At 71.5% G+C, this 18,487-nt stretch carries 18 protein-coding genes; 9 read left to right on the plus strand and 9 right to left on the minus strand.

The features are described 5' to 3' along the window. Positions 1–5: 5 nt before the first annotated feature. On the plus strand, positions 6–1,424 hold the full coding sequence (locus AB0C27_RS08755) for an amidase family protein (protein ID WP_357839894.1): 1,419 nt from the start codon (positions 6–8) through the stop codon (positions 1,422–1,424). A gap of 100 nt (positions 1,425–1,524) precedes the next feature. Continuing rightward, entirely contained in the window at positions 1,525–1,884 is a 360-nt protein-coding gene (locus tag AB0C27_RS08760; protein WP_357839897.1) for a YkvA family protein, read from the plus strand. Here AB0C27_RS08760 and AB0C27_RS08765 read toward each other — a convergent pair. From AB0C27_RS08765 to AB0C27_RS08780, 4 genes are all read right to left on the minus strand, one after another. Next, positions 1,881–3,077, minus strand: a complete 1,197-nt coding sequence (locus tag AB0C27_RS08765) for an amidohydrolase family protein (protein WP_357839900.1) — start codon at positions 3,075–3,077, stop codon at positions 1,881–1,883. The two genes, AB0C27_RS08760 and AB0C27_RS08765, sit on opposite strands and share 4 nt — an antisense overlap. A 153-nt stretch (positions 3,078–3,230) precedes the next feature. Beyond that, positions 3,231–3,974 carry a tyrosine-protein phosphatase gene (locus AB0C27_RS08770; protein WP_357839903.1) on the minus strand — a complete coding sequence of 248 codons (744 nt, stop codon included), beginning with the start codon at positions 3,972–3,974 and terminating at the stop codon, positions 3,231–3,233. Between the two features lie 10 nt (positions 3,975–3,984). Next, positions 3,985–4,785 (minus strand): SURF1 family protein, encoded by an 801-nt coding sequence (locus tag AB0C27_RS08775; protein WP_357839906.1) that lies wholly within the window; start codon positions 4,783–4,785, stop codon positions 3,985–3,987. A gap of 47 nt (positions 4,786–4,832) precedes the next feature. Beyond that, on the minus strand, positions 4,833–5,312 hold the full coding sequence (locus AB0C27_RS08780) for a helix-turn-helix domain-containing protein (RefSeq protein WP_357839910.1): 480 nt from the start codon (positions 5,310–5,312) through the stop codon (positions 4,833–4,835). Between the two features lie 58 nt (positions 5,313–5,370). Between AB0C27_RS08780 and AB0C27_RS08785 the strand changes: the two genes are divergently transcribed. From AB0C27_RS08785 to AB0C27_RS08795, 3 genes are read left to right on the plus strand one after another with little or no spacing between them, the layout of a single operon-like run. Continuing rightward, on the plus strand, positions 5,371–5,886 hold the full coding sequence (locus tag AB0C27_RS08785; protein ID WP_357839913.1) for a GNAT family N-acetyltransferase: 516 nt from the start codon (positions 5,371–5,373) through the stop codon (positions 5,884–5,886). After that, entirely contained in the window at positions 5,883–6,482 is a 600-nt protein-coding gene (locus AB0C27_RS08790; protein ID WP_357839916.1) for a TetR/AcrR family transcriptional regulator, read from the plus strand. Before AB0C27_RS08785 ends, AB0C27_RS08790 begins: the two co-directional genes overlap by 4 nt. A gap of 33 nt (positions 6,483–6,515) precedes the next feature. Further along, on the plus strand, positions 6,516–7,475 hold the full coding sequence (locus AB0C27_RS08795; protein ID WP_357839919.1) for an NAD(P)-dependent oxidoreductase: 960 nt from the start codon (positions 6,516–6,518) through the stop codon (positions 7,473–7,475). A gap of 50 nt (positions 7,476–7,525) precedes the next feature. Here AB0C27_RS08795 and AB0C27_RS08800 read toward each other — a convergent pair whose 3' ends face one another. Next, positions 7,526–7,828: a hypothetical protein gene (locus AB0C27_RS08800; protein ID WP_346101628.1), complete on the minus strand. Its 303-nt coding sequence runs from the start codon at positions 7,826–7,828 to the stop codon at positions 7,526–7,528. Between the two features lie 152 nt (positions 7,829–7,980). On the opposite strand from AB0C27_RS08800, the gene AB0C27_RS08805 reads away from it, so the two are divergent. Continuing rightward, entirely contained in the window at positions 7,981–9,384 is a 1,404-nt protein-coding gene (locus tag AB0C27_RS08805) for a class I SAM-dependent methyltransferase (protein WP_357839923.1), read from the plus strand. Between the two features lie 289 nt (positions 9,385–9,673). Here the strand turns inward: AB0C27_RS08805 and AB0C27_RS08810 are convergent, their stop codons facing one another. From AB0C27_RS08810 to AB0C27_RS08820, 3 genes are all read right to left on the minus strand, one after another. Further along, positions 9,674–12,769, minus strand: a complete 3,096-nt coding sequence (locus tag AB0C27_RS08810; RefSeq protein WP_357839926.1) for a BTAD domain-containing putative transcriptional regulator — start codon at positions 12,767–12,769, stop codon at positions 9,674–9,676. Between the two features lie 252 nt (positions 12,770–13,021). Beyond that, positions 13,022–13,666: a GNAT family protein gene (locus AB0C27_RS08815; RefSeq protein WP_346101625.1), complete on the minus strand. Its 645-nt coding sequence runs from the start codon at positions 13,664–13,666 to the stop codon at positions 13,022–13,024. A gap of 141 nt (positions 13,667–13,807) precedes the next feature. Beyond that, positions 13,808–15,094 carry a pyridoxal phosphate-dependent aminotransferase gene (locus AB0C27_RS08820; RefSeq protein WP_357839930.1) on the minus strand — a complete coding sequence of 429 codons (1,287 nt, stop codon included), beginning with the start codon at positions 15,092–15,094 and terminating at the stop codon, positions 13,808–13,810. A gap of 79 nt (positions 15,095–15,173) precedes the next feature. On the opposite strand from AB0C27_RS08820, the gene AB0C27_RS08825 reads away from it, so the two are divergent. From AB0C27_RS08825 to AB0C27_RS08835, 3 genes are all read left to right on the plus strand, one after another. After that, complete coding sequence (locus AB0C27_RS08825) at positions 15,174–16,217, plus strand: LysR family transcriptional regulator (protein WP_357839933.1); 1,044 nt, start codon at positions 15,174–15,176, stop codon at positions 16,215–16,217. Between the two features lie 77 nt (positions 16,218–16,294). Then, entirely contained in the window at positions 16,295–16,966 is a 672-nt protein-coding gene (locus AB0C27_RS08830) for a ribonuclease HII (RefSeq protein ID WP_357839936.1), read from the plus strand. Positions 16,967–16,993: 27 nt separating this feature from the next. Further along, positions 16,994–17,974 (plus strand): LLM class flavin-dependent oxidoreductase, encoded by a 981-nt coding sequence (locus AB0C27_RS08835; protein WP_357839939.1) that lies wholly within the window; start codon positions 16,994–16,996, stop codon positions 17,972–17,974. 78 nt (positions 17,975–18,052) lie between these two features. Here the strand turns inward: AB0C27_RS08835 and AB0C27_RS08840 are convergent, their stop codons facing one another. Continuing rightward, positions 18,053–18,439, minus strand: a complete 387-nt coding sequence (locus AB0C27_RS08840) for an SCO5389 family protein (RefSeq protein WP_326632854.1) — start codon at positions 18,437–18,439, stop codon at positions 18,053–18,055. Positions 18,440–18,487 lie beyond the last annotated feature (48 nt).

The following is an 18,487-nucleotide window of genomic DNA, read 5'->3' on the forward strand; positions in this document are numbered from 1 at the left end:
TGAACATGAACGAGTTGCTCAGACTGGACGCGATCGGGCAGGCCGAGGCCGTCAGGCGGGGTGAGGTGTCGGCGCGCGAGCTCGCCGAGGCCGCCATCGCGCGCATCGAGGCCGCCGACGGCGAGCTGAACGCGGTCGTCCACCGCCGCTTCGAGCGCGCGCTGGCCGAGATCGACGCCATCCCGGCCGGGGCGCCGTTCCGCGGGGTGCCGATCCTGCTCAAGGACCTGGGCTGGCGGGAGGCGGGCGAGCCGTACAGCGCGGGCTCGGCGGTACGCGACGGCGTCGAGGACGCCGGTGACGACCACGGCGTCGTACGGCTGCGCGAGGCCGGCTTCGTGCTGCTCGGGCGGACCAACACCCCGGAGTTCGGCAGCACGATCACCACGGAGCCGGTGGCGTTCGGGGCGACGCGGAACCCGTACGATCCGGCGTACTCGGCGGGCGGTTCCAGCGGCGGCTCGGCCGCGGCGGTGGCGGCCGGGATGGTCGCGCTGGCCACGGCCAGCGACGGCGGCGGGTCGATCCGCATCCCCGCCTCCATGTGCGGCCTGGTGGGGCTCAAGCCGGCGCGGGGCCGCGTCAGCCTGGGACCGGCCCTCGGGGAGGGGTGGAGCGGGTTCTCCACCCCCGGCTTCGTCACCAGGACCGTCAGGGACGCCGCGGCGGCGCTCGACCTGATCTCCGGCTTCCGCCCTGGCGACCCGTACACCGCTCCCGCCCTGCCCGGCAGCCTCGCCGACGAGGTGGGCCGCGAGCCGGGACGGCTGCGGATCGGGTTCCTCACCACGCACCCCAGGGGCGACGTGCCGCCGGAGCCCGAGCTGACCGAGGCCGTCACCGCGACCGCCGCGCTGCTGGAGTCGCTCGGCCACGACGTGGCCCCTGGCGGCCCTGAGGCGCTCGGCGAGCCCGCCTTCCCCCGTCACTTCGGGGCGGTCGTGGCCGGCAACCTGGCCGCCCACGTGGCCGGTCTGGGCGAGCTGCGCGGCAAGCCGGTGCGGCCGGAGGAGCTGGAGGTGCGCAACGCCGCCATGGCGCAGGCGGGGCGCGAGCGCGGCGCCGCCGACCACATCCTGTCGCTGCAGTGGCTGGACGGCTTCCGCCGCCGCATGGCCGCCTGGTGGAGCGAGGGACACGACCTGCTGGTGGTGCCGTCGCTGGGCGTGGCGCCGTTCCCGCTGGGCTGGATCCCGCCCGACGACCTCAGCACCGCCTTCGGCCGGACCACGCGGGCGGTGGCCTACACCTCGCCGTTCAACGCGACGGGCCAGCCGTCGGTGTCGCTGCCGCTGCACAGGACCGGCGCGGGGCTGCCGGTGGGGGTGCAGCTCGTGGCCGCCGCCGGCCGGGAGGACCTGCTGGTACGGGTGGCGGCGCAGATCGAGCGGGCCAGGCCGTTCGAACACGCGGCCCTTCCCTAGACAGGCCGGGCTGATCGGGCCTGTGGCACTTTTCCAGGGCAGGAACCCCTGGCCCTTTCGACGCGTTATGTCGTGAAGAGCCGGGGGTAGGGGGAAGCACATGATGGCGAAGGCAGCACGGGCGGCGGCGGCGTGGAAGACCTACCGCGAGGTGACCAAGCCCGGGTCGCCCAAACTGATGACCAGGGTCCGGGCCATCCCGCGGATGGTCGGCGCGGTGATGCGCGGCCAGTACACCGGCATGGGTAAGGGCAAGCTCGCCCTGATGGGCATGGGCGTGGTCTACCTCGTCTCACCGATCGACGTGATCCCCGACTTCCTCATGCTGATCGGGGTGGCCGACGACTTCGGCGTGTTCCTGTGGCTCATGGCCTCGCTGCTCGGTGAGAGCGGGCGTTATGTGCACCATGAGCACACGGTCATCCAGGCCCCGGTGAAGGGACAGGTGGAGGGAGGCTAGATCTCCTCCATCCGCAGCCAGGCGCGTGACGGCAGTGGATGCCCGAACAGGCGGGCGGCGTTGCCGTAGGCGACCCTGGCGATGTCGGCGGGCGGCAGCGTGCCGAGGTTGCGGGCGACCGACTGCTGCGTGTCGGGCCAGGTGGAGTCGGAGTGGGGATAGCCGCTCTCCTGCAGCACGTGGTCGAGGCCGACGGCGAGCCGCACGCCCGACAGCGCGTGGTCGTCGAGCGTGCCGAAGAAGAAGTTGCGGCGCAGCACCTCGCTGGGCTTGAGCCCGCCCTCCCACTGCGCCTCGCCGGCGACCGGGTGGTCGAGGGCGTAGTCGGCGCGCTCGGCCAGCATCGGCAGCCAGCCCACGCCGCCCTCGACGATGAGGATGCGCAGCGACGGGAAGCGCAGCGGCAGCCCCGACCACAGCCAGTCGGCGCAGGCGAACATGGCGCTGGTCGGCATCAGCGTGGTGATGGCCTCGATGGGCGTGTCGGGCGAGGGCACGGGCGACCACGACGCGTCGCCGGTGTGCAGGCACACCACGGTGCCGGTCTCCTCGCAGGCGGCGAAGAACGGGTCCCAGTGGCCCGAGTGGATCGAGGGCAGCCGCAGCCGCGTGGGGAACTCGGGGAAGACCACGGCCTTGAAACCCCTGGCGGCGTTGGCCCTGATCTCCTTGGCGGCCACGTCGGGATCGGGCAGCCACGGGAGCTGCAGGCCGATGATCCGCTCGGGGTAGGTGCCCGCCCAGACCTCGATGTGCCAGTCGTTCCACGCCTTGACCAGGGCCAGGCCGAGCTCCTGGTCGCGGGTCCTGGCGAACGGCATGCCGGACTGCCCGGCCAGCATGCCGGGGAAGCAGAGCGCGGCCCAGATGCCCGCGGTCTCCATGTCCTGGACGCGGGCCTCGATGTCGTGGCATCCGGGACGCATCTGCTCGAACCGCACGGGGTCGAGCGTCCACTGCTCACGGGGGAGCCCGGCGCCCACGTCGATGCCGGCGCACGGGTAGGTGGCGCCGCCGTAGCGCCAGACCTGGTGACCCGCCTCCGTCTCCACGACCTTGGGCGCGGCCTCGGCGTATTTCTCGGGCAGCCGGCCTTCGAACAGGTCGGGCGGCTCGATCAGGTGATCGTCAGCTGAGATGATCACATAGTCGCGCCGCCTGGGGTCAGGGTCGGGGAGCAGCGGCGTAGTCACGCACGTAACCGTACGACGGCCGGATAACGTCGAACAAGCTGCGACGTATCCGTTGGGTCTCCGAGAGGGTTGACCCGGGACCGCCGGGAGGGGGATGGCTGGCGATCCCGGGAGTGGGAAGGCCCGATCGCGCAGGACGGACCCGGTGGGCCACTACCCCTCCTTCGCCTGATCAGTCAGCAGATGGGCGCGAAGTTCGGCTATCGTGGTGGAGGATAGCTGGAGCTCCTGGCGTACGTACTGCTCGATCGAGCCGTGCCGCGCGGTGAGATCGGTGAGGAAATGCCGCATCGCCTCCGCCGGCGCGAGCCCGAATCCGGGCCACAGTGGCGCGCCCGGATGCCGTCTGGTCCAGTCGGCCACGAAGCGCTCTGTGGCCAACCCGGTGAGCGCGTAGTCCGCCACGATGTCGCTCTCGCTCACCCCCGCCAGCGACAGCACCAGCGCGGCCAGCACGCCGGTGCGGTCCTTCCCGGCGGCGCAGTGGATGACCACGGGGGCGTTGTCGGAGCGCGCGATCGTCTCAAGCGCGGTCCTGAGGTTCTGGACGCCGTCCTCGCTGATCTCCAGGTAGCGGTCGGCGAGGTAGCGGGCGACGCCGAGCTCCTCGTCGAACAGGTCCTTCTGCCAGCGGCGGCCCTCGATCGGCAGGTTCTGGTAGTGCTGTCCCTCGCTCTCGGGGACCCGCCCGGCCTTCTCGACCTCGTACGCGTGCCGCAGGTCGATGACACTGCGTACGCGCAGCGCCCGGAAGGTCGTCAGATCGTCTCCGTCCAGCCAGCCGAGCGAGTCGGCCCGGTAGAGCCGCTGCCACCTGACGGTGCGCCCGTCTTGGGTGGCATATCCACCTATGTCGCGGAAGTTGCAGAGATTGGTGAACTCAATGTGGCGGATCACCCTCCACACATTAATTGGCGGCCGTGGGCGCGTTCGAGGCGACAGGTGCCTCCTGCCCCTCCTGCGCCTTCCGTTCGGCCACCTCGCGCCGAATGAGCAGGATCCAGCCCCCCACCGCGATCCCGATGAACAGCCACCACTGCACGCCGTAGGCGAGGTTGAGCCCGCCGCCCGACCCGACGTCGGGCGCGGGCACCGGCGCGGGCGCCGCACCCGCCTCGGGCCGCTGCTCGGTGAGCTCGACGTAGCCGTCCACCAGCCGGTACGGGAGCCCCTGGCCGATCTTCCCGGCGTTGATCAGCAGCACCTGGCCCGGCGGCAGCCCGGGCCGCTCCCTGATGCCGCTGGACTCCTCGGTCTCGCTCGGCCGTAGCCGTCCGGTTACAGTTACCTGCCCGGCCGGCGGAGCCGGCACCTCGGGCGCGGCGTCGGCGGTGGCGCCGGCCGGCACCCAGCCCCGGTTCACGATCACGGCCGTGCCCGGGCCGGTGACGAGCGGGGTCAGCACGTAGTAGCCGTTGCGGCCCTCCTGCGGGCGGCGGCGCACGACGAGGGCGTGGCCCTGGTCGTACGTGCCCGCGACCGTGACCTTCCTGAACCGGTCGTCCTCCTTGACCGGCCGCCCGAGCGCCGCCAGCCGCTCCAGCGGCACGGGCGCGGCCTCGATGTTGGCGGTGACCCGCTCGCTGTTGGCCGAGCGCTCCTCGAAGCGCCCGAACTGCCAGCGCCCGAGGAACACGAAGGCCGGGATGACCAGCAGCACCACCACGTGGAGCGCGAGCCATCTGGGCGTCAGCAGGAACCGGTACACGCCTCCAAGGTTAGGCACCGGGGCCGGTGGTCCCGAACGCGACCTGCTCAGGCGCTCCTGCGGTCGGAGCCCTCGCCGAGCACCGGCGTCACCTCGCGCGGCCCGCCCACCTCGTGGCCGTCGGCGCAGCGGAAGCGCAGCTCGATCGGCGCGCCGCAGTCGCGGTGGGTGAGCAGCACCGGCGGCCCCTCGTCGCCCGCGAGGTATTTGTCCCCCCAGTGCATGAGCGCGACCAGCAGGGGATAGAGGTCGCGGCCCTTCTGGGTGAGCCGGTATTCGTCGCGCTTGCGCTGACCGGGCTCGCGGTAGGGCTCCTTGCGCAGCAGGCCCTCGTCGACCAGCCGGGCCAGGCGCGCGCTGAGCACCTGGCGGGGGGCGCCGGTGAGTGACTGCATGTCGGCGAACCTTCGCACGCCGTTGAACGCCTCGCGCAGCACCAGGAACGTCCACTTCTCTCCGACGACGTCCAGAGTGCGCTCTATCGAGCAGTTGTCCGCCCGGAGACCCATAGGGATCGGCACGTTCATCATCGCAGTATACCTGAGTTCGATTGACAGACTCAGCCTCGCCGGGCAGGCTGGGTCTATGTGTGGAACCCAGATCCGTCCGGCCCGCCCCGACGACGAGGAGCGGATCAGGCGCTTCCTGGCGGGGTTGTCGCTGCACACGCAGACGCTCCGGTTCTTCACCGGCGTCACCGTCCCCGCCGCCCCGCTGGTGCGGGCGCTGCTGGCGGTGGACGACCGCCGCGACGCGCTGGTCGTGACCACCGGCGAGGGGGAGATCATCGGCCATGCCATGAGCTACCGGGGCGGCTGCGCCGACGTGGAGATCGCCGTGGTGGTGACCGACGCGTGGCAGGGGCGCGGGCTCGGCCCCGAGCTGATCGCCGCGCTGCTGCTGAGGGCCTCGGTGAAGGGCGCGAAGACCGTGGGCATGGACGTGCTGGGCGAGAACCGGCGGGTGCTCAGGCTCATCCGCAGACTGTGGCCGCGGGCCACGATGAAGGTGAGTTCGGGTTCGGTGGAAGTGACCGCTACGATCGATGAGGCGGGCCTATTTGCGGAACAAGGTTCTGGTAGCACACCATTGACCGTGTGAAGAGTGTCAAGAACGGACGCGACGGCCGTACGCGCATCATCGAGGGCGCACTCCGCCGTTTCAGTCAGGACGGCGTCTCCGCCACCACCCTGGCCAGTCTCCGTGAGGAAAGCGGCGTCAGCGTCGGCAGCTTCTACCACCACTTCGCCAGCAAAGAGCACGTCTTCGGGGTCCTCTACGCCGAGATCCTCGACGCCTACCAGCGCGAGTTCCTCGCCGAGCTGGTCCGCCACGACGACGCCCGCGCCGGCATCGAGGCCATCGTCGCCTTCCACATGCGCTGGGCGGGCGAGCACCCCGAGCGGGCCCGGCTGCTGATCAGCGAGCGCCCGCCGCGCAAGCAGGAGCCTGGCGGCGCCGAGGTGGCCGAGGCGCGGCGCGCGTTCTTCCGCCAGGTCTCCGACTGGTGGCGGCCGCACATGAAGAACGGCCGGCTCCAGCCCGTCCACGCGACCATGTGCTACGTGCTGTGGCTGGGCCCCTCGCAGGAGATGTGCCGCCTGTGGTTCGCCGGCGCCCACACCCCCACCGACGAGGAGATCAAGGGCCTGGGCGAGGCCGCATGGCAGAGCCTGCGCCAGCGCGGGGAGCAATGATCTGAGCACCGTCTGTGGTGTTATTGTCCAAATGTGAGACGACCTCGGGCGCTGGTACTGCCCACCTTGCCGGAGAGCGCGCTCGCCCGCCTGGGCGAGATCGCCGACCTGACCGAGGCTCCCGCACGACCGAACCTCGGTTACACCGACGAGCAGCTGGCCGATCTGGTCATCGAGACCGGAGCCACCGTGCTCATCACCGACGGCGACCAGGTGCGCACGTCGGTGCTCGGGCTGCACCTGGACGTCGTGGCCACCATGGGACCGCCCGCGAGCGTGGATCTGGACCTGGCCGCCGAACGCGGCGTGACCGTCCTGCACGCTCCCGCCCGCGATCCCGAGGCGGTGGCCGAGCTGACGCTGGCCCTGCTGTTCGCCGTCAGCAGGAACATCGTCATGGCCGACCGGGAGGTGCGGCGCGGCCGGGCCTACCAGGGACGGGTCCCGCCCGCACAGCGCCACAGGGGCCGCCGGCTGAGCGGCAGGACCATCGGCATCGTGGGCCTCGGCCGCGTCGGCCGGGCCCTGCGCTGGCGCTGCGAGGGGCTGGGCATGCGGGTGATCGTCTGCGACCCGTTCGTGCCCGAGGCCACCCACTCGCTGCCGGCGCTGCTCGACGAGGCCGACGTGGTGTCGCTGCACCTGCCGCTCACGGCCGAGACGAGGGGCTTCTTCGGCTACCCCGAGTTCGGCGCGATGCGCCAGGGCGCCGTCTACCTCAACACCTCACGCGGGGCGCTGCACGACCTGAAGGCGCTGGTCGACGCGCTGCGCTGGGGCCGGGTGGGCGGCGCAGGGCTCGACCACTTCGAAGGGGAGTGGCTCGACCGGGCCCATCCGCTGACCCGGCTGCCGAACGTGGTGCTGACGCCCCGGCTGGGCGACGCCACGGGCGAGAGCCGGGAGGAGCTGGCCGGGACCCTGGTGGAGGACATCGCCCGGCTGCTGCGCGGGGAGGAGCCCGCGCACGCGTACGCGCCGGCGACCGCGTAAGGCCCTCAGAGCGTCCGGCCGCCGCGAAAGGGCGGCCGGGAGACGGCGGGTCAGGCGGGCTGGCGCAGGCGCGTGGCCACGTGCCAGCTCGCCCGGTCGAGCGAGATGTCCAGCCGCAGATCGCCCCGCTGCCTGCGCAGGCCGGGGACGCGGAGCCGGTCGTGCACGTCGAACCTGCCCCGATGCGGATAGCCGAAGCCCAGCTCGCCGGGCAGCACCCGAAGGTCGTCGCGGTTGCCGCAGCGCGGGCACGTCCAGGAGACGAGGTCCATGCCCCGGTTGTAGTCGGAGCAGGCGTTGAAGTATTCGTCAGGACCGAAGCGGGACTCGCAGGCCAGGCATGGGATCAGCATGGGGCGCGCTCCTCGGGGTGACGTGCCGACACCGACAGTGATATCGCGCGCGGCTTGTCCCCCGCTTGCAGAACGCTTGGGTCCTTAAGTAACAGTATGAGCACTGTCGGTATCGGATCATGCGGAAGATTTCACGGTGAAAGGATGGCCTTGTGGAACGACTGCGCCATCACCTCCTCGAAACCGGCTACTCGATCGACGGCGTACGCGAGCGCCTGGGCGCCATGGCCGCCTCAGCCCTGGCCAGGGAGGAGCTGACCCCGGCCCTGCGCGCGACCGCGGACGGCGACCCGCTGGCCACGCTGATCCGGCTCTGGTGGCTCGGCGTCCCCGTGCCGGCCAAGAGCGTGCCGCCTGAGGTGCTGGATTCGGGCCTGGTCACGGCCGACGGTGACCAGATCGTCGCCACCGTCCACCTGCAGCCCTGGGAGACCGGCGGCTACCTGGTCTCCGACAGGAAGGTACGCCCAGGCGACCCCGCGCTGCGGCCCGACCACGTGGTGGGCGCGGGCGGAGCCTCGGCCAACCTGGCCCAGTTGGTCACCCGCCGCCCCGTGAGCCGCGCGCTCGATCTCGGCACCGGCTGCGGCGTGCAGGTGCTGCACCTGGCCGGCCGGGCCGAGCACGTCGTGGCCACCGACCTCAACCCGCGGGCCCTGGAGCTGGCCCGGCTGAGCTGGGAGCTGTCCGGGGTCGAGGGCGTCGAGACGCGGGCCGGGTCGCGGTTCGAGCCGGTCGAGGGCGAGCTGTTCGACCTGATCGTGAGCAATCCTCCGTTCGTCATCGCCCCGGCTAGCGAGGGCAAGCTGACCTACCGCGAGTCGGGCGGTGACGGCGACGACTTCTGCCGCGACCTCGTCCGCGAGACGCCCCGCTACCTCAACCCGGGAGGTCAGGCCCATTTCCTGGCCAACTGGCTGCACGTGGAGGGAGAAGACTGGCGCGACCGCGTCGGCGGCTGGCTGAGCGAGAGCGGCTGCGACGCCTGGGTGGTCGAGCGCGACGTGCAGGACCCGGCCGAATACGTCGAGCTGTGGCTCAAGGACGCGGCCGAGCAGGGCACCAGGCACTACGCGGAGCACTACGACCGGTGGCTGGCCTGGTTCGAGGAGCGCGGGGTGGAGGGCGTCGGGTTCGGCTGGATCACCATGCGCAACTCCGGCACGCTCGACCCGGTCGTCCGGGTGGAGCACCTCGCCCACCAGGTCGCGCTCCCGGTCGGTGACTACGTCGACTCCGTCATCGACTCCATCGCCGCCGCGCACCGGGCCGACGACCTCGACGGCGCGCTGCTGCGTACCGCCGAAGGGCTGCTCGACGAGCGGGTCGGGCTGCCGGGCGCCGAGGACCCGATCCGCATCGTGCTGCGCCAGACCCAGGGGCTGCGCCGCAGCAAGGAGGTCGGCACGGTGGAGGCCGCGCTGGCCGGCGTGTGCGACGGCGAGCTGGCGCTCGGACCCCTGCTCAACGTGATCGCCGAGCTGGTCGGCGACGGCGAGATCGCCAACTCCGACGCGATCAGGCCGCTCATCGCCGAGGGCTACTTCCTGCTCTGATCCGAGGGTTTATCCGCCGTTGATTGGATGTCAATTTCCAGGGTGGAGGCTCTGAGCCAGGACACGGACCTGGGGGGTTCGAGGGCCGTGTCGGGTCCGGCCGGCCGTCTTAAGTGAGGCGGCTGGTCACTACGCGGAGCATCCGGATAACCGGGCCCCCTAGCGACGTGTGGTGGCCTATGAGATGGCCGGCCGGGCTGAACACAACCGATCACGAGGTGTTCGTGACTCCCTAAGGACAGCCTTGATCAACCATGTGTGGATGACACGTCTGGACGACGAGCTGTACTCAGGACTCGACGACGGAATCGGCGGGCTCGCTCACGGGGCTACTGACGGGGCCACTCATGGACCCGCCGACGGGACCGCTGACGGACTCGCCGGCGGAGGCGCCGTCGAGCAGGGCCTTGAGATCGCCGGCCTCGGGCGCGCCGAGCCTGGCGAAGATCTCGAACGCCCTCCGTAGGCAGTCGATGCTCCTCGTCCTGCTGCCGAGGCCGTGCAGCGCCTTGCCGAGTACGGTGAGCGAGAGCGCCTCGCCGTAGGGATGGCCGATGTCGCGGGCGACCACCAGGGCCTCCTCGGCATGGCGCACCGCCTCGGCGTACCGTTCCGCGGCGATGAACGTCTCGGCCAGCCGGGAGCAGACCCGCTGCTCCCACACCCGCTGCTTGCTGGCCCGGAAGAAGGCCAGGCACTCGGCGTGGTGGTGGACGGCCTCGGTGATCCGGCCGACGCGGCTGAGCACGATGCCGAGGTGATAGCGGGCCCTGGCGGTGCCGGCGCCGCTGCCGATCTCGGTGAAGATGGCCAGGCCCTTCTCCGCCGCGGCGATGGCGTCCTCGGGCCGGCCCAGGCCCAGATGGTCGCGGGCCGAGTAGCTGAGCACCAGCGCCTCGCCGGCCGGCACGCCGTTCTCGCGGTAGAAGCGCGACGCCGCGTCGAACAGGGCCAGCGCCTCAGTGTGCCGCCGCTGCCTGCCGACCACGACGGCCAGGGCGTTGAGCACCTCGCCGGTGACGACCTTCTCCCCGCGGGCGCGCGACAGCTCGTCCACCACCCTGAACTGCTCCTCGGCCTGCTTGAGCCGGTTGCCGGCGAACAGCACCCGGCCCAGCACGTAGCGGGCGCGCAGCTCGCCGCCCTCGTCGCCGATGTTCTGTGCGGCGGCGAGCACGGCACGGGTGCTCTGGTCGAACTCGCGGGTGTGGGTGCCCGACTCCAGCAGCGGCTCCATCGCCACCAGCAGGTCGCCGGCGGGCAGCAGCTGCCCGGGCGCGCGGGCCGACGCGGCGGCCTGATAGATGGCCGCGAACAACGAGTCGCCCTCGGCGATCAGCCAGGCCACGGCCTCGTCGACCGAGGTGAAGTCGAGCCCGGTGCCGGCCACGGCGAGGTTGGCCGGGATCATGCTGCCCTCGTAGGCCAGCGTGTGCGCGGAGCGCGCCGAGGCCAGGTAGAAGTCGAGCAGCCGGCGCAGCGCCGTCGTACGCGTTTGGGGCCGCTCGGCCTTGTCCAGCGTCCGCCTGGCGAAGAGCTTGAGCAGGTCGTGGAAGCGGTAGCGGCCGGGCGCCGGGGCCTCCAGCAGGCTGGCGTCCACCAGCGATTCGAGCACCTCCTCGGCCTCCAGGACGCTCGTCGCCAGCACGGCCGCCGCCGCCCCCGTGGAGACGTCGGGGCCGTTGGGCAGCGACAGCAGCCGGAAGGCGCGGGCCTGGGTGGGGGTGAGCTGCCCGTACCCGAGCGCGAACGTGGCCTCGACGGCCAGGTTGCCGACGCGCAGCTCGTCGAGGCGGCGCTGCTCGTCGGTAAGGCGCGACACCAGCGAGGCGACCGTCCAGGACGGGCGGGCGGCCAGCCGGGCGGCCAGGATGCGCACCGCCAGCGGCAGGAACCCGCACGCGGCCACCGCGTCCATGGCCGCGCCGTGCTCGGCCGAGGCCCGCTCGGCGCCGGCCACCGTGGCGAACAGCTGCAACGCCTCGTCCGGCTCCATCACGTCGAGGTCGATGAGCTTGGCCGAGGGCAGGTCGGCCAGCTTGCCCCGGCTGGTGACGATGGCGGCGCAGCCGGGGGCGCCCGGAAGCAGCGGGCTGACCTGCTCGGCGTCGCGGGCGTTGTCGAGCAGCACGAGGATGCGCCGCTCGGCCAGCAGCGAGCGGAAGAGCGCCGAACGCTCGGCCTCACCGTCGGGGATGACATCGGGCGGGATGCCGAGCGCACGCAGGAAGCCGCCGAGCGCCGACGCGGGCGCGGTGGCCTCGTCGCTGTAGCCGCGCAGGTCGGCGTAGAGCTGGCCGTCGGGGAAGGCGTCGTCGAGCAGGTGGGCCACGTGGACGGCGAGCGCGGTCTTGCCGACGCCGCCGATGCCGGAGATGGCCGCCACCGGCACGCCTTCCGGCGCCGACCTGGTGGTGGACAGCGGAGCCGGGGAGTGGGCCGACAGGAGCGTGCGCAGCCGTACCACGATCTCCTTGCGGCCGGTGAAGTCGCCGGCGGCGGCGGGGAGCTGCGCCGGCCTGGGCAGCTCGGGAGCGGGCGGCTGCTCCTCCTGCTCCTGCGCGGGCTCATCCGCTTGCGGGATGTCAGAGGTCTCCAGCGCCAGAGCGGGGTCGGCGGCCAGGATGCGCTGGTGCAGGGCGCTCAGCTCGGGTCCTGGCTCGATGCCCAGCTCGTCGATCAGGGCCTCGCGGGTCTCGGTGAAGACGCTCAGCGCGTCGCCCTGCCGGCCACAGCGGTAGAGGGCGAGCATGAGCTGGGCGCGCAGCCGTTCGCGCAGCGGGTGGTCGGCGGTCAGGGCGATCAGCTCGGAGACGACCTCCGCGTGGTTGCCCAGCTCCAGGTCAACGTCCATGAGCGTCTCGGTGACGCTGATGCGCCGCTCGATGAGCCGGTCGCGCTGGTGCTCGGAGTAGGGGCCGACGGTGCCGGCCAGCGGCTCGCCCTCGAACAGCGCCAGCGCCGAACGCAGCTCCCTGGCGGCCTCGGCCAGCCGGCCGGACTTGCGCGCGGCCTCGGCCTGGCCGATCCCGCGTTCGAACCTGGCCAGGTCGAGCGCGTCGTCCGGCAGGCGCAGCGCGTAGCCGCGGCCGATGGAGGTGAGCAGCTCGGGGCGTGAGCGGGCGGGGCGGTCGGGCTCCAGCACCGTACGCAGCCGGGAGACGTACGTGCGCAGCGCCCCCAGGGCCCGCGGCGGCGCCTCCTCGCCCCAAACCGCGTCGATCATCTCGTTGGGCGTGACCGCGTGACCCTGCCGGAGCAGCAGCATGCCGAGGATGGAACGCTGCAAGGGCGTGCCCAGGTCGAGTTCCCGGCCGTCTCGCCACGCGCGGACAGGACCGAGCACGGCGAAGCGCAGCCCGCCTTCAACGCTCTGACCGACCATGCCGTATGTCTCCAAGCCAATGGAACGATTTGTTACCAAATGATAGATCCATACCTTCTCGTCACCTAGATCCAGGTTGATCGTTCGCCGAAGCGTTGATCCGCCTTTGATTGGGTGTTGAGCGGCGCCCCCGATGGTGGTCTGTGAGGCGTGACACGCATCGCGGGGGCGTGTGTCATGTAGAGGGAATGTAGGCCGGAAAAAATACGACCCCGCCCGATCAAATCGGGCGGGGTTATTGCGGACGGGTTCTCAGGCTGCCTCGACCAGACCGAGCCTCATGGCCAGGCGCTCGCGGACGAGCGGCCATTCGGAGTTCAGGATCGAGTAGAACGCGGTATCTCGGACCGTGTTGTCGGCGCCTCGGCTATCCGCTCGTCGCACCCCGTCGAAGTGTGCGCCGAGAGCCTCGATGGCGGCCCGGGATCTGGTGTTGCGTACATCTGCTTTCAGGGTGATGCGGTGGACGTGCCACGTCTCGAAGGCGTGCGAGAGCAGGAGGTATTTGCTCTCCCGGTTGACCCCGGTGCCCTGGGCGCAGGCGCCCAGCCAGGTGTAACCGATGTCGGCCACGGACGGGGTGTCGCCCACCGCACCTCGTGTACCCGGCGGCCAGGGCATGGGGCCCTGCCAGTACTCCAGGTGCATGAGACGGGTGGCACCGACCACGCGGTCGGTGTTCAGCCACCGGATGGCGAAGGGCAATGAGCGGCCCTCCGCCTGCTCAGCCATGGCCGCCTCCACGTAGGAGACGACCTCGTCCCGGCCATGCGGGACGCGAGTGAAGGCGTAGGTGGAGCGGTCTTCACTCGCTGCGGCGACGAGGTCCTCGACCGCCGCCAGGCTGAGAGGTTCCAGGCGCACGAGGCGCCCGGACAGGGTGACAAGAGCGGGCATGAGCACATGATGAGGGCTACGGAGCGTGCGCGTCACCAGGCAGTCACAACCATCTTCCCGGCCGAATTGCGGATGTGGTGTTTCCGCAGGTCAGAGCCCCCTTTTGGGGGAGGGTAAACCCGCTCTTGGGGAAAGATTCGCCTAACCGTGACATGCCGTCGGCACGAGGGTGGCGGGCCGTTCGCCCACCACGCTGTGGCGTACCGGCGACAGCCTGCTCAGCCCGGCCGACAGGAAGTCCAGATTGGCGGCGATCCACGGCAACTGGAGTGGATCGGGGCTGTTCAGGGCGGCGCCGCGCTCCTCGGCGGAGTCGCCGTAGAGCAGGCTCACCGCGACCCTGACCCGGGCGGCCGTCGGCGTGTCGCCGAAGGCGTGTCCCGGCAGGACGCCGATGCCGTGCTCTTCGAGCAGCAGCTTGGTGATCTCGGCGGAGCCGCCGAGCCGTAGGTGGCTGAGGTCGGGATAGAGGTAGAAGCCGCCCTGCGGCATGGGCACGCAGGCGCCGATCTCGGTGAACCTGTCGTGGACCGCGCGGGCGACCACGCCGTGCAACCGGCGGCTGCGGGCGATGCGCTCGGTCAGCTCTTCGGGATCGCCGAAGGCGTAGGCAGCGGCCTCCTGTACGGGAGCCGCCGGCGCCGACCAGATCTCGCTGGCCACCGCGAGCAGCTGCCTGCGCAGCTCGTGACCGTTCTCGGGCAGCCGGGCCACGCCGATCCGCCAGCCGCCCAGGGCCAGGCTCTTGCTCAGCCCGGTGGTGATGATCGTGCGCTCGGGCGCCAGATCGGCCGGTGAGGTGTAGGGCAGGTCGGGGTCGTGCAGCAGGTCGCGGTAGATCTCGTCGGAGATGATGGTCAGGTCGAACTCGCGGGCGACCCGGACCAGGCGGGCGATGGTCTCGGGCGTGGCCAGGCGTCCGGTCGGGTTGTCGGGCAGGGTCACCAGCACGGAGCTGACGGTCCTGCCCTGTGACCTGGCCAGGCGCACCTCGGCGGCCACCAGGTCGGGATCGGGCACTCCGCCCTCTCCTGGCGGTGCGGGCACCAGGAGGGGACGTGAGCCGACCAGGTCGGCCTGCGCGGCGTAGCTGACCCAGCTGGGCATGGGCAGGACGATGTCTCCGCCGATCGCCAGCAGCAGGCCGTACAGCAGTGACTTGCTGCCGGGACCGCAGACGACCAGGTCGGGGTCGGTGGTGAGCCCCCGTCGTGTCCAGTAGCCCGCCGCCGCGGCCCGCAGGCCGGGCGCCCCCGCGACCGGCCCGTAGCCGTTGCGCTCGGAGGCGGCGGCCAGCCTGTCGCGCAGCGCCGGGTGGACGGGCAGACCGGCTTCACCGAAGGCCAGGTGCAGCACGCGCTCCCCGGCGCGTCGTCTTCGCTCGATGTCCTCATTCGCCGCCAGGGTGGCGGACAGAGTTACGGTCATGTTTGTCACGTTCCCAGAGTGGTTGGATGAAGGCATCAGCACAAGCGGAGCTTTTTGTGGGTAGGCATAAGGAAGTCTGATGCTCGAATTGCGGCGATTGGTCCTGATCTGCGAGTTCGCAAGGAAGGGAAGTATCGCGGCGACGGCAGAAGCGCTCGGCTACAGTCCGTCGGCCGTCTCTCAACAGCTGGTCGCGCTCGAACGCGAAACCGGCACGGCGCTCATCGACAGGACGGCGCGCAGCGCCGAGCTGACCGACGCCGGTCGCCGGCTCGTCCTGCACGCCGAGCGCATCCTGTCGATGGTGGAGGAGGCCGAGTCCGACCTCTCCGCGCACGCCGGCACACCGTCCGGGCGGGTCGTGGTGAGCGCCTTCCCGACGGCGGCGGTGGCGTTCGCGCCCGCGCTGGCGCGCTCGCTGCGCCGTCACACCGAGCTCACGCTGCGGCTGGGACAGAGCAGGTCGGGGCGGGGGATGCGCGAGGTGCAGTCGGGCGAGGTGGACATCGCGCTCGTCGACGACTGGTACGGCCGCGTCCGCGACAGCGAGAGCCTGCGCGCCTTCCCCCTGCTGCGCGACCCCATGGTGCTGGTCGTCCCGCGCAAGCACCGCCTGGCCGACCCCGACGTGCCCCTCGACCTGCGGGAGCTGCGCGACGAGCCGTGGATGGCCACCCCCGACGGCGAGCCCTCGCGGCTGGCGGTGGACCGGCTGCTCGTGGACGTGGGCGGCACCCGGCCGACGCCGTGGGAGTTCGAGGGGCTGGGAACGATCCTGTCGCTGGTCGCCAAGGGCATCGGCATCGCCGCCGTGCCCGCGCTGGCCCTGGCCGCCGGTGTGCGCGGGCTGGCCGTGCGGCAGTTCCCCGGCGATCCGGTGGCGCGCGACGTGCACGCGGTTGCGCGCGGGTCCAGCGTGCACCGGCCGTCGGTGCACGTGACGCTGCGCGCCATCCACGTCGCCGCCCGCTACATCGCGGCCGACCTGGAGCCGGTACGGCTGGCTGAGCGGTCGCGAAAGGACCGTTCTGCCGACCCCGCCGACTCCGACTCCGGCGGCGGGTGGGAGGGCGGCGCGGTGCGGTCGGCGGGCTCTGTCGTCGGGAGGTCGTTCGGTGAGTGACGGTCGGTATGGGTCTGCTGCTGCTTCTTCTTCGGTCTGTGCGGTCATGGTCCTGTGAGGCGATAGCGTCTGCGGGCATGGCGCCGACGTACGAGATCGAGCAGTTGCTGCTCTCCCAGCCCAGCGTCCGGACGGTCGCGGGCGTGGACGAAGTGGGCCGGGGCGCGTGGGCGGGGCCGGTCACGGTCTGCGCGGTCGTCACCGACCTGTCCGAGCCGCCGGCCGGCCTGACCGACTCCAAGCAGGTCTCCGTGGCCAGACGCGGTCCGCTGGCCGCCGAACTGGCGGTCTGGGCGGCGGGCGTCGGCTTCGGCGAGGCCACGCACGAGGAGATCGACACGCTCGGCATGACGGAGGCCCTGCGCAGGGCCGCGCGCCGGGCGCTGGAGTCGCTGCCGGTCCGTCCCGACGCGGTGATCCTCGACGGCAAGCACGACTACATCGGCGCGCCGTGGCCGGTGCGGCTTGAGGTCAAGGGTGACGCGGCGAGCATCTCCGTCGCCGCGGCCTCGGTGCTGGCCAAGGTGCGGCGCGATGCGTACATGGGGACGATCGGCTGCGACGAGTACGGGTTCGCGGAGAACGCGGGCTACCCCTCACCCGTGCATCAGGAGGCGCTCGCCCGTCTCGGGCCCACCCCGCACCATCGGCTCTCCTGGTCATACCTAGACGAGCTGCCCCAATGGCGACACTTGAAGCACCATCGTGACCCGCTGGCGGGCGAGGGGCAGGCCAGCCTCTTCGCGTAGTCGCGCCGATCGGCCATCATTCGGTGGGTGCGCATCGGCATTTTCGTGGTCGCGGGCCTGTTCCCCGGCCGGCAGGCCGGGCCGACGCTCGCGGACGCCGTGGAGTGGATCGTCGCGGCCGAGGAGGCGGGGTTCGACGACGCGTGGATCGCCGAACACCACTTCATGTCGTACGGCGTCTGCCCCTCGCCGCTCACCCTGGCCGCGGTCGCGATCGGCAGGACCACCCGCATCGGGCTCGGCACGGCCGTCAGCGTGCTGTCCACCCAGCATCCCGTGGCGCTGGCCGAGCAGGCCGCCGTGCTGCACCACCTGTCCGGCGGGCGGTTCACGCTGGGGGTGGGCAGGGGCGGGCCGTGGGTGGATCTGGAGGTGTTCGGGACGGGGCTCGATCGGTATGAGCGGGGGTTCGCCGAGTCGCTCGACCTGCTGATGTCGGCGCTGTCGGGCGCGTCGGTGGCGGCCGACGGGGAGTTCTTCCGGTTTCGCGAGGTGCCGATGGTGCCGGGGGCGCGGCTGCGGCCGGTCGTCGCCTGCACCTCACCCGGCACCGTCGATCTGGCGGCCTCGCGCGGGCTGCCGATGCTGCTGGGCATGCACATCGGGGACGCGGACAAGGCGGCGCTGGTACGGCGGTACCGCGAGCACGGGGGGTCGCCTGGGGGCCATGTCGCGGCCGGGGTGGCCTTGGTGGGTGACTCCACGGCCGAGGCGGTGCGTGAGCTCAAGGAGCGGATGCCGTCCTGGCTGGGGCCCGGTCTGGCCGGATATGTGCCGGTGAACGATCGGCCGCGCACGGCTCGGGACGCCGGCGCGTACGTCGAGTTGCTGACCGGGATCCATCCGGTGGGGTCGGCCGAGCACTGCGCCGAGACGCTGCGGCGTACGGCGGAGAGCACCGGGATCGAGCACTTCATCCTGCTCGTGGAGGGGCTGGGCGAGCATCGGCGGACGCTGGAGAACATCGCCAGGTTCGGCGCCGAGGTGCTGCCGCTGTTGCGCGGCTGATCCGGCTGATCCGACTGCTTCGGTTGATTGCGGCTGATCCGGCGGGCCGGCCTTGGACCGGCCCGCCGGGGCAGGGGCTCAGCAGTCGACGAGCTCCGGTTTCTGGTTGAGGATCTGAGCGCGCGGGGTGACGAAGTCGGCCAGGGCCTTCGTGGCCGTCGGGTCGAAGACGGCGACCCGGTGGCAGTTCTGGAAGGCCAGGCGCACGCCGTAGTGACGCTCCAGCGCGCCACGCATCGAGTCGCTCGCCAGGCAGCGAAGGAGCTGGCCGCGCGCCTCCTCTGACGGCGGCGGCACCTCGTTGTCGGCGAACTCGGCCCCGCTGTGCTCACGCTGCTTGACCAGCTCGCTGATCAGCGACCACGCGTAGGGCAGTGAGTCGCGGACGCAGGCGAGGAAGGCCGCGTCGTCGACCTCACCGGCTTTGGCCTGGTCGAGCAGATCGTTCGGAACGGTCAGCGACATGCTGTCTCCTCTCGAAAGGAATTGAATCTGACGCTAGGTCGGAAAAGG

This window comes from Nonomuraea sp. NPDC048882 (assembly GCF_040649755.1).
Classification (GTDB): domain Bacteria; phylum Actinomycetota; class Actinomycetes; order Streptosporangiales; family Streptosporangiaceae; genus Nonomuraea; species Nonomuraea maheshkhaliensis.

Excerpts from the sequence above, each read along its gene's own strand:
- AB0C27_RS08755 (WP_357839894.1), top strand. The coding sequence starts at position 6 with ATGAACGAGTTGCTCAGACTGGACGCGATCGGGCAGGCCGAGGCCGTC.
- AB0C27_RS08760 (WP_357839897.1), top strand. The coding sequence starts at position 1,525 with ATGATGGCGAAGGCAGCACGGGCGGCGGCGGCGTGGAAGACCTACCGC.
- AB0C27_RS08780 (WP_357839910.1), bottom strand. The coding sequence starts at position 5,312 with ATGAACGTGCCGATCCCTATGGGTCTCCGGGCGGACAACTGCTCGATA.
- AB0C27_RS08785 (WP_357839913.1), top strand. The coding sequence starts at position 5,371 with ATGTGTGGAACCCAGATCCGTCCGGCCCGCCCCGACGACGAGGAGCGG.
- AB0C27_RS08800 (WP_346101628.1), bottom strand. The coding sequence starts at position 7,828 with ATGCTGATCCCATGCCTGGCCTGCGAGTCCCGCTTCGGTCCTGACGAA.
- AB0C27_RS08810 (WP_357839926.1), bottom strand. The coding sequence starts at position 12,769 with ATGGTCGGTCAGAGCGTTGAAGGCGGGCTGCGCTTCGCCGTGCTCGGT.
- AB0C27_RS08815 (WP_346101625.1), bottom strand. The coding sequence starts at position 13,666 with ATGCCCGCTCTTGTCACCCTGTCCGGGCGCCTCGTGCGCCTGGAACCT.
- AB0C27_RS08820 (WP_357839930.1), bottom strand. The coding sequence starts at position 15,094 with ATGACCGTAACTCTGTCCGCCACCCTGGCGGCGAATGAGGACATCGAG.
- AB0C27_RS08825 (WP_357839933.1), top strand. The coding sequence starts at position 15,174 with ATGCTCGAATTGCGGCGATTGGTCCTGATCTGCGAGTTCGCAAGGAAG.
- AB0C27_RS08830 (WP_357839936.1), top strand. The coding sequence starts at position 16,295 with ATGGCGCCGACGTACGAGATCGAGCAGTTGCTGCTCTCCCAGCCCAGC.
- AB0C27_RS08840 (WP_326632854.1), bottom strand. The coding sequence starts at position 18,439 with ATGTCGCTGACCGTTCCGAACGATCTGCTCGACCAGGCCAAAGCCGGT.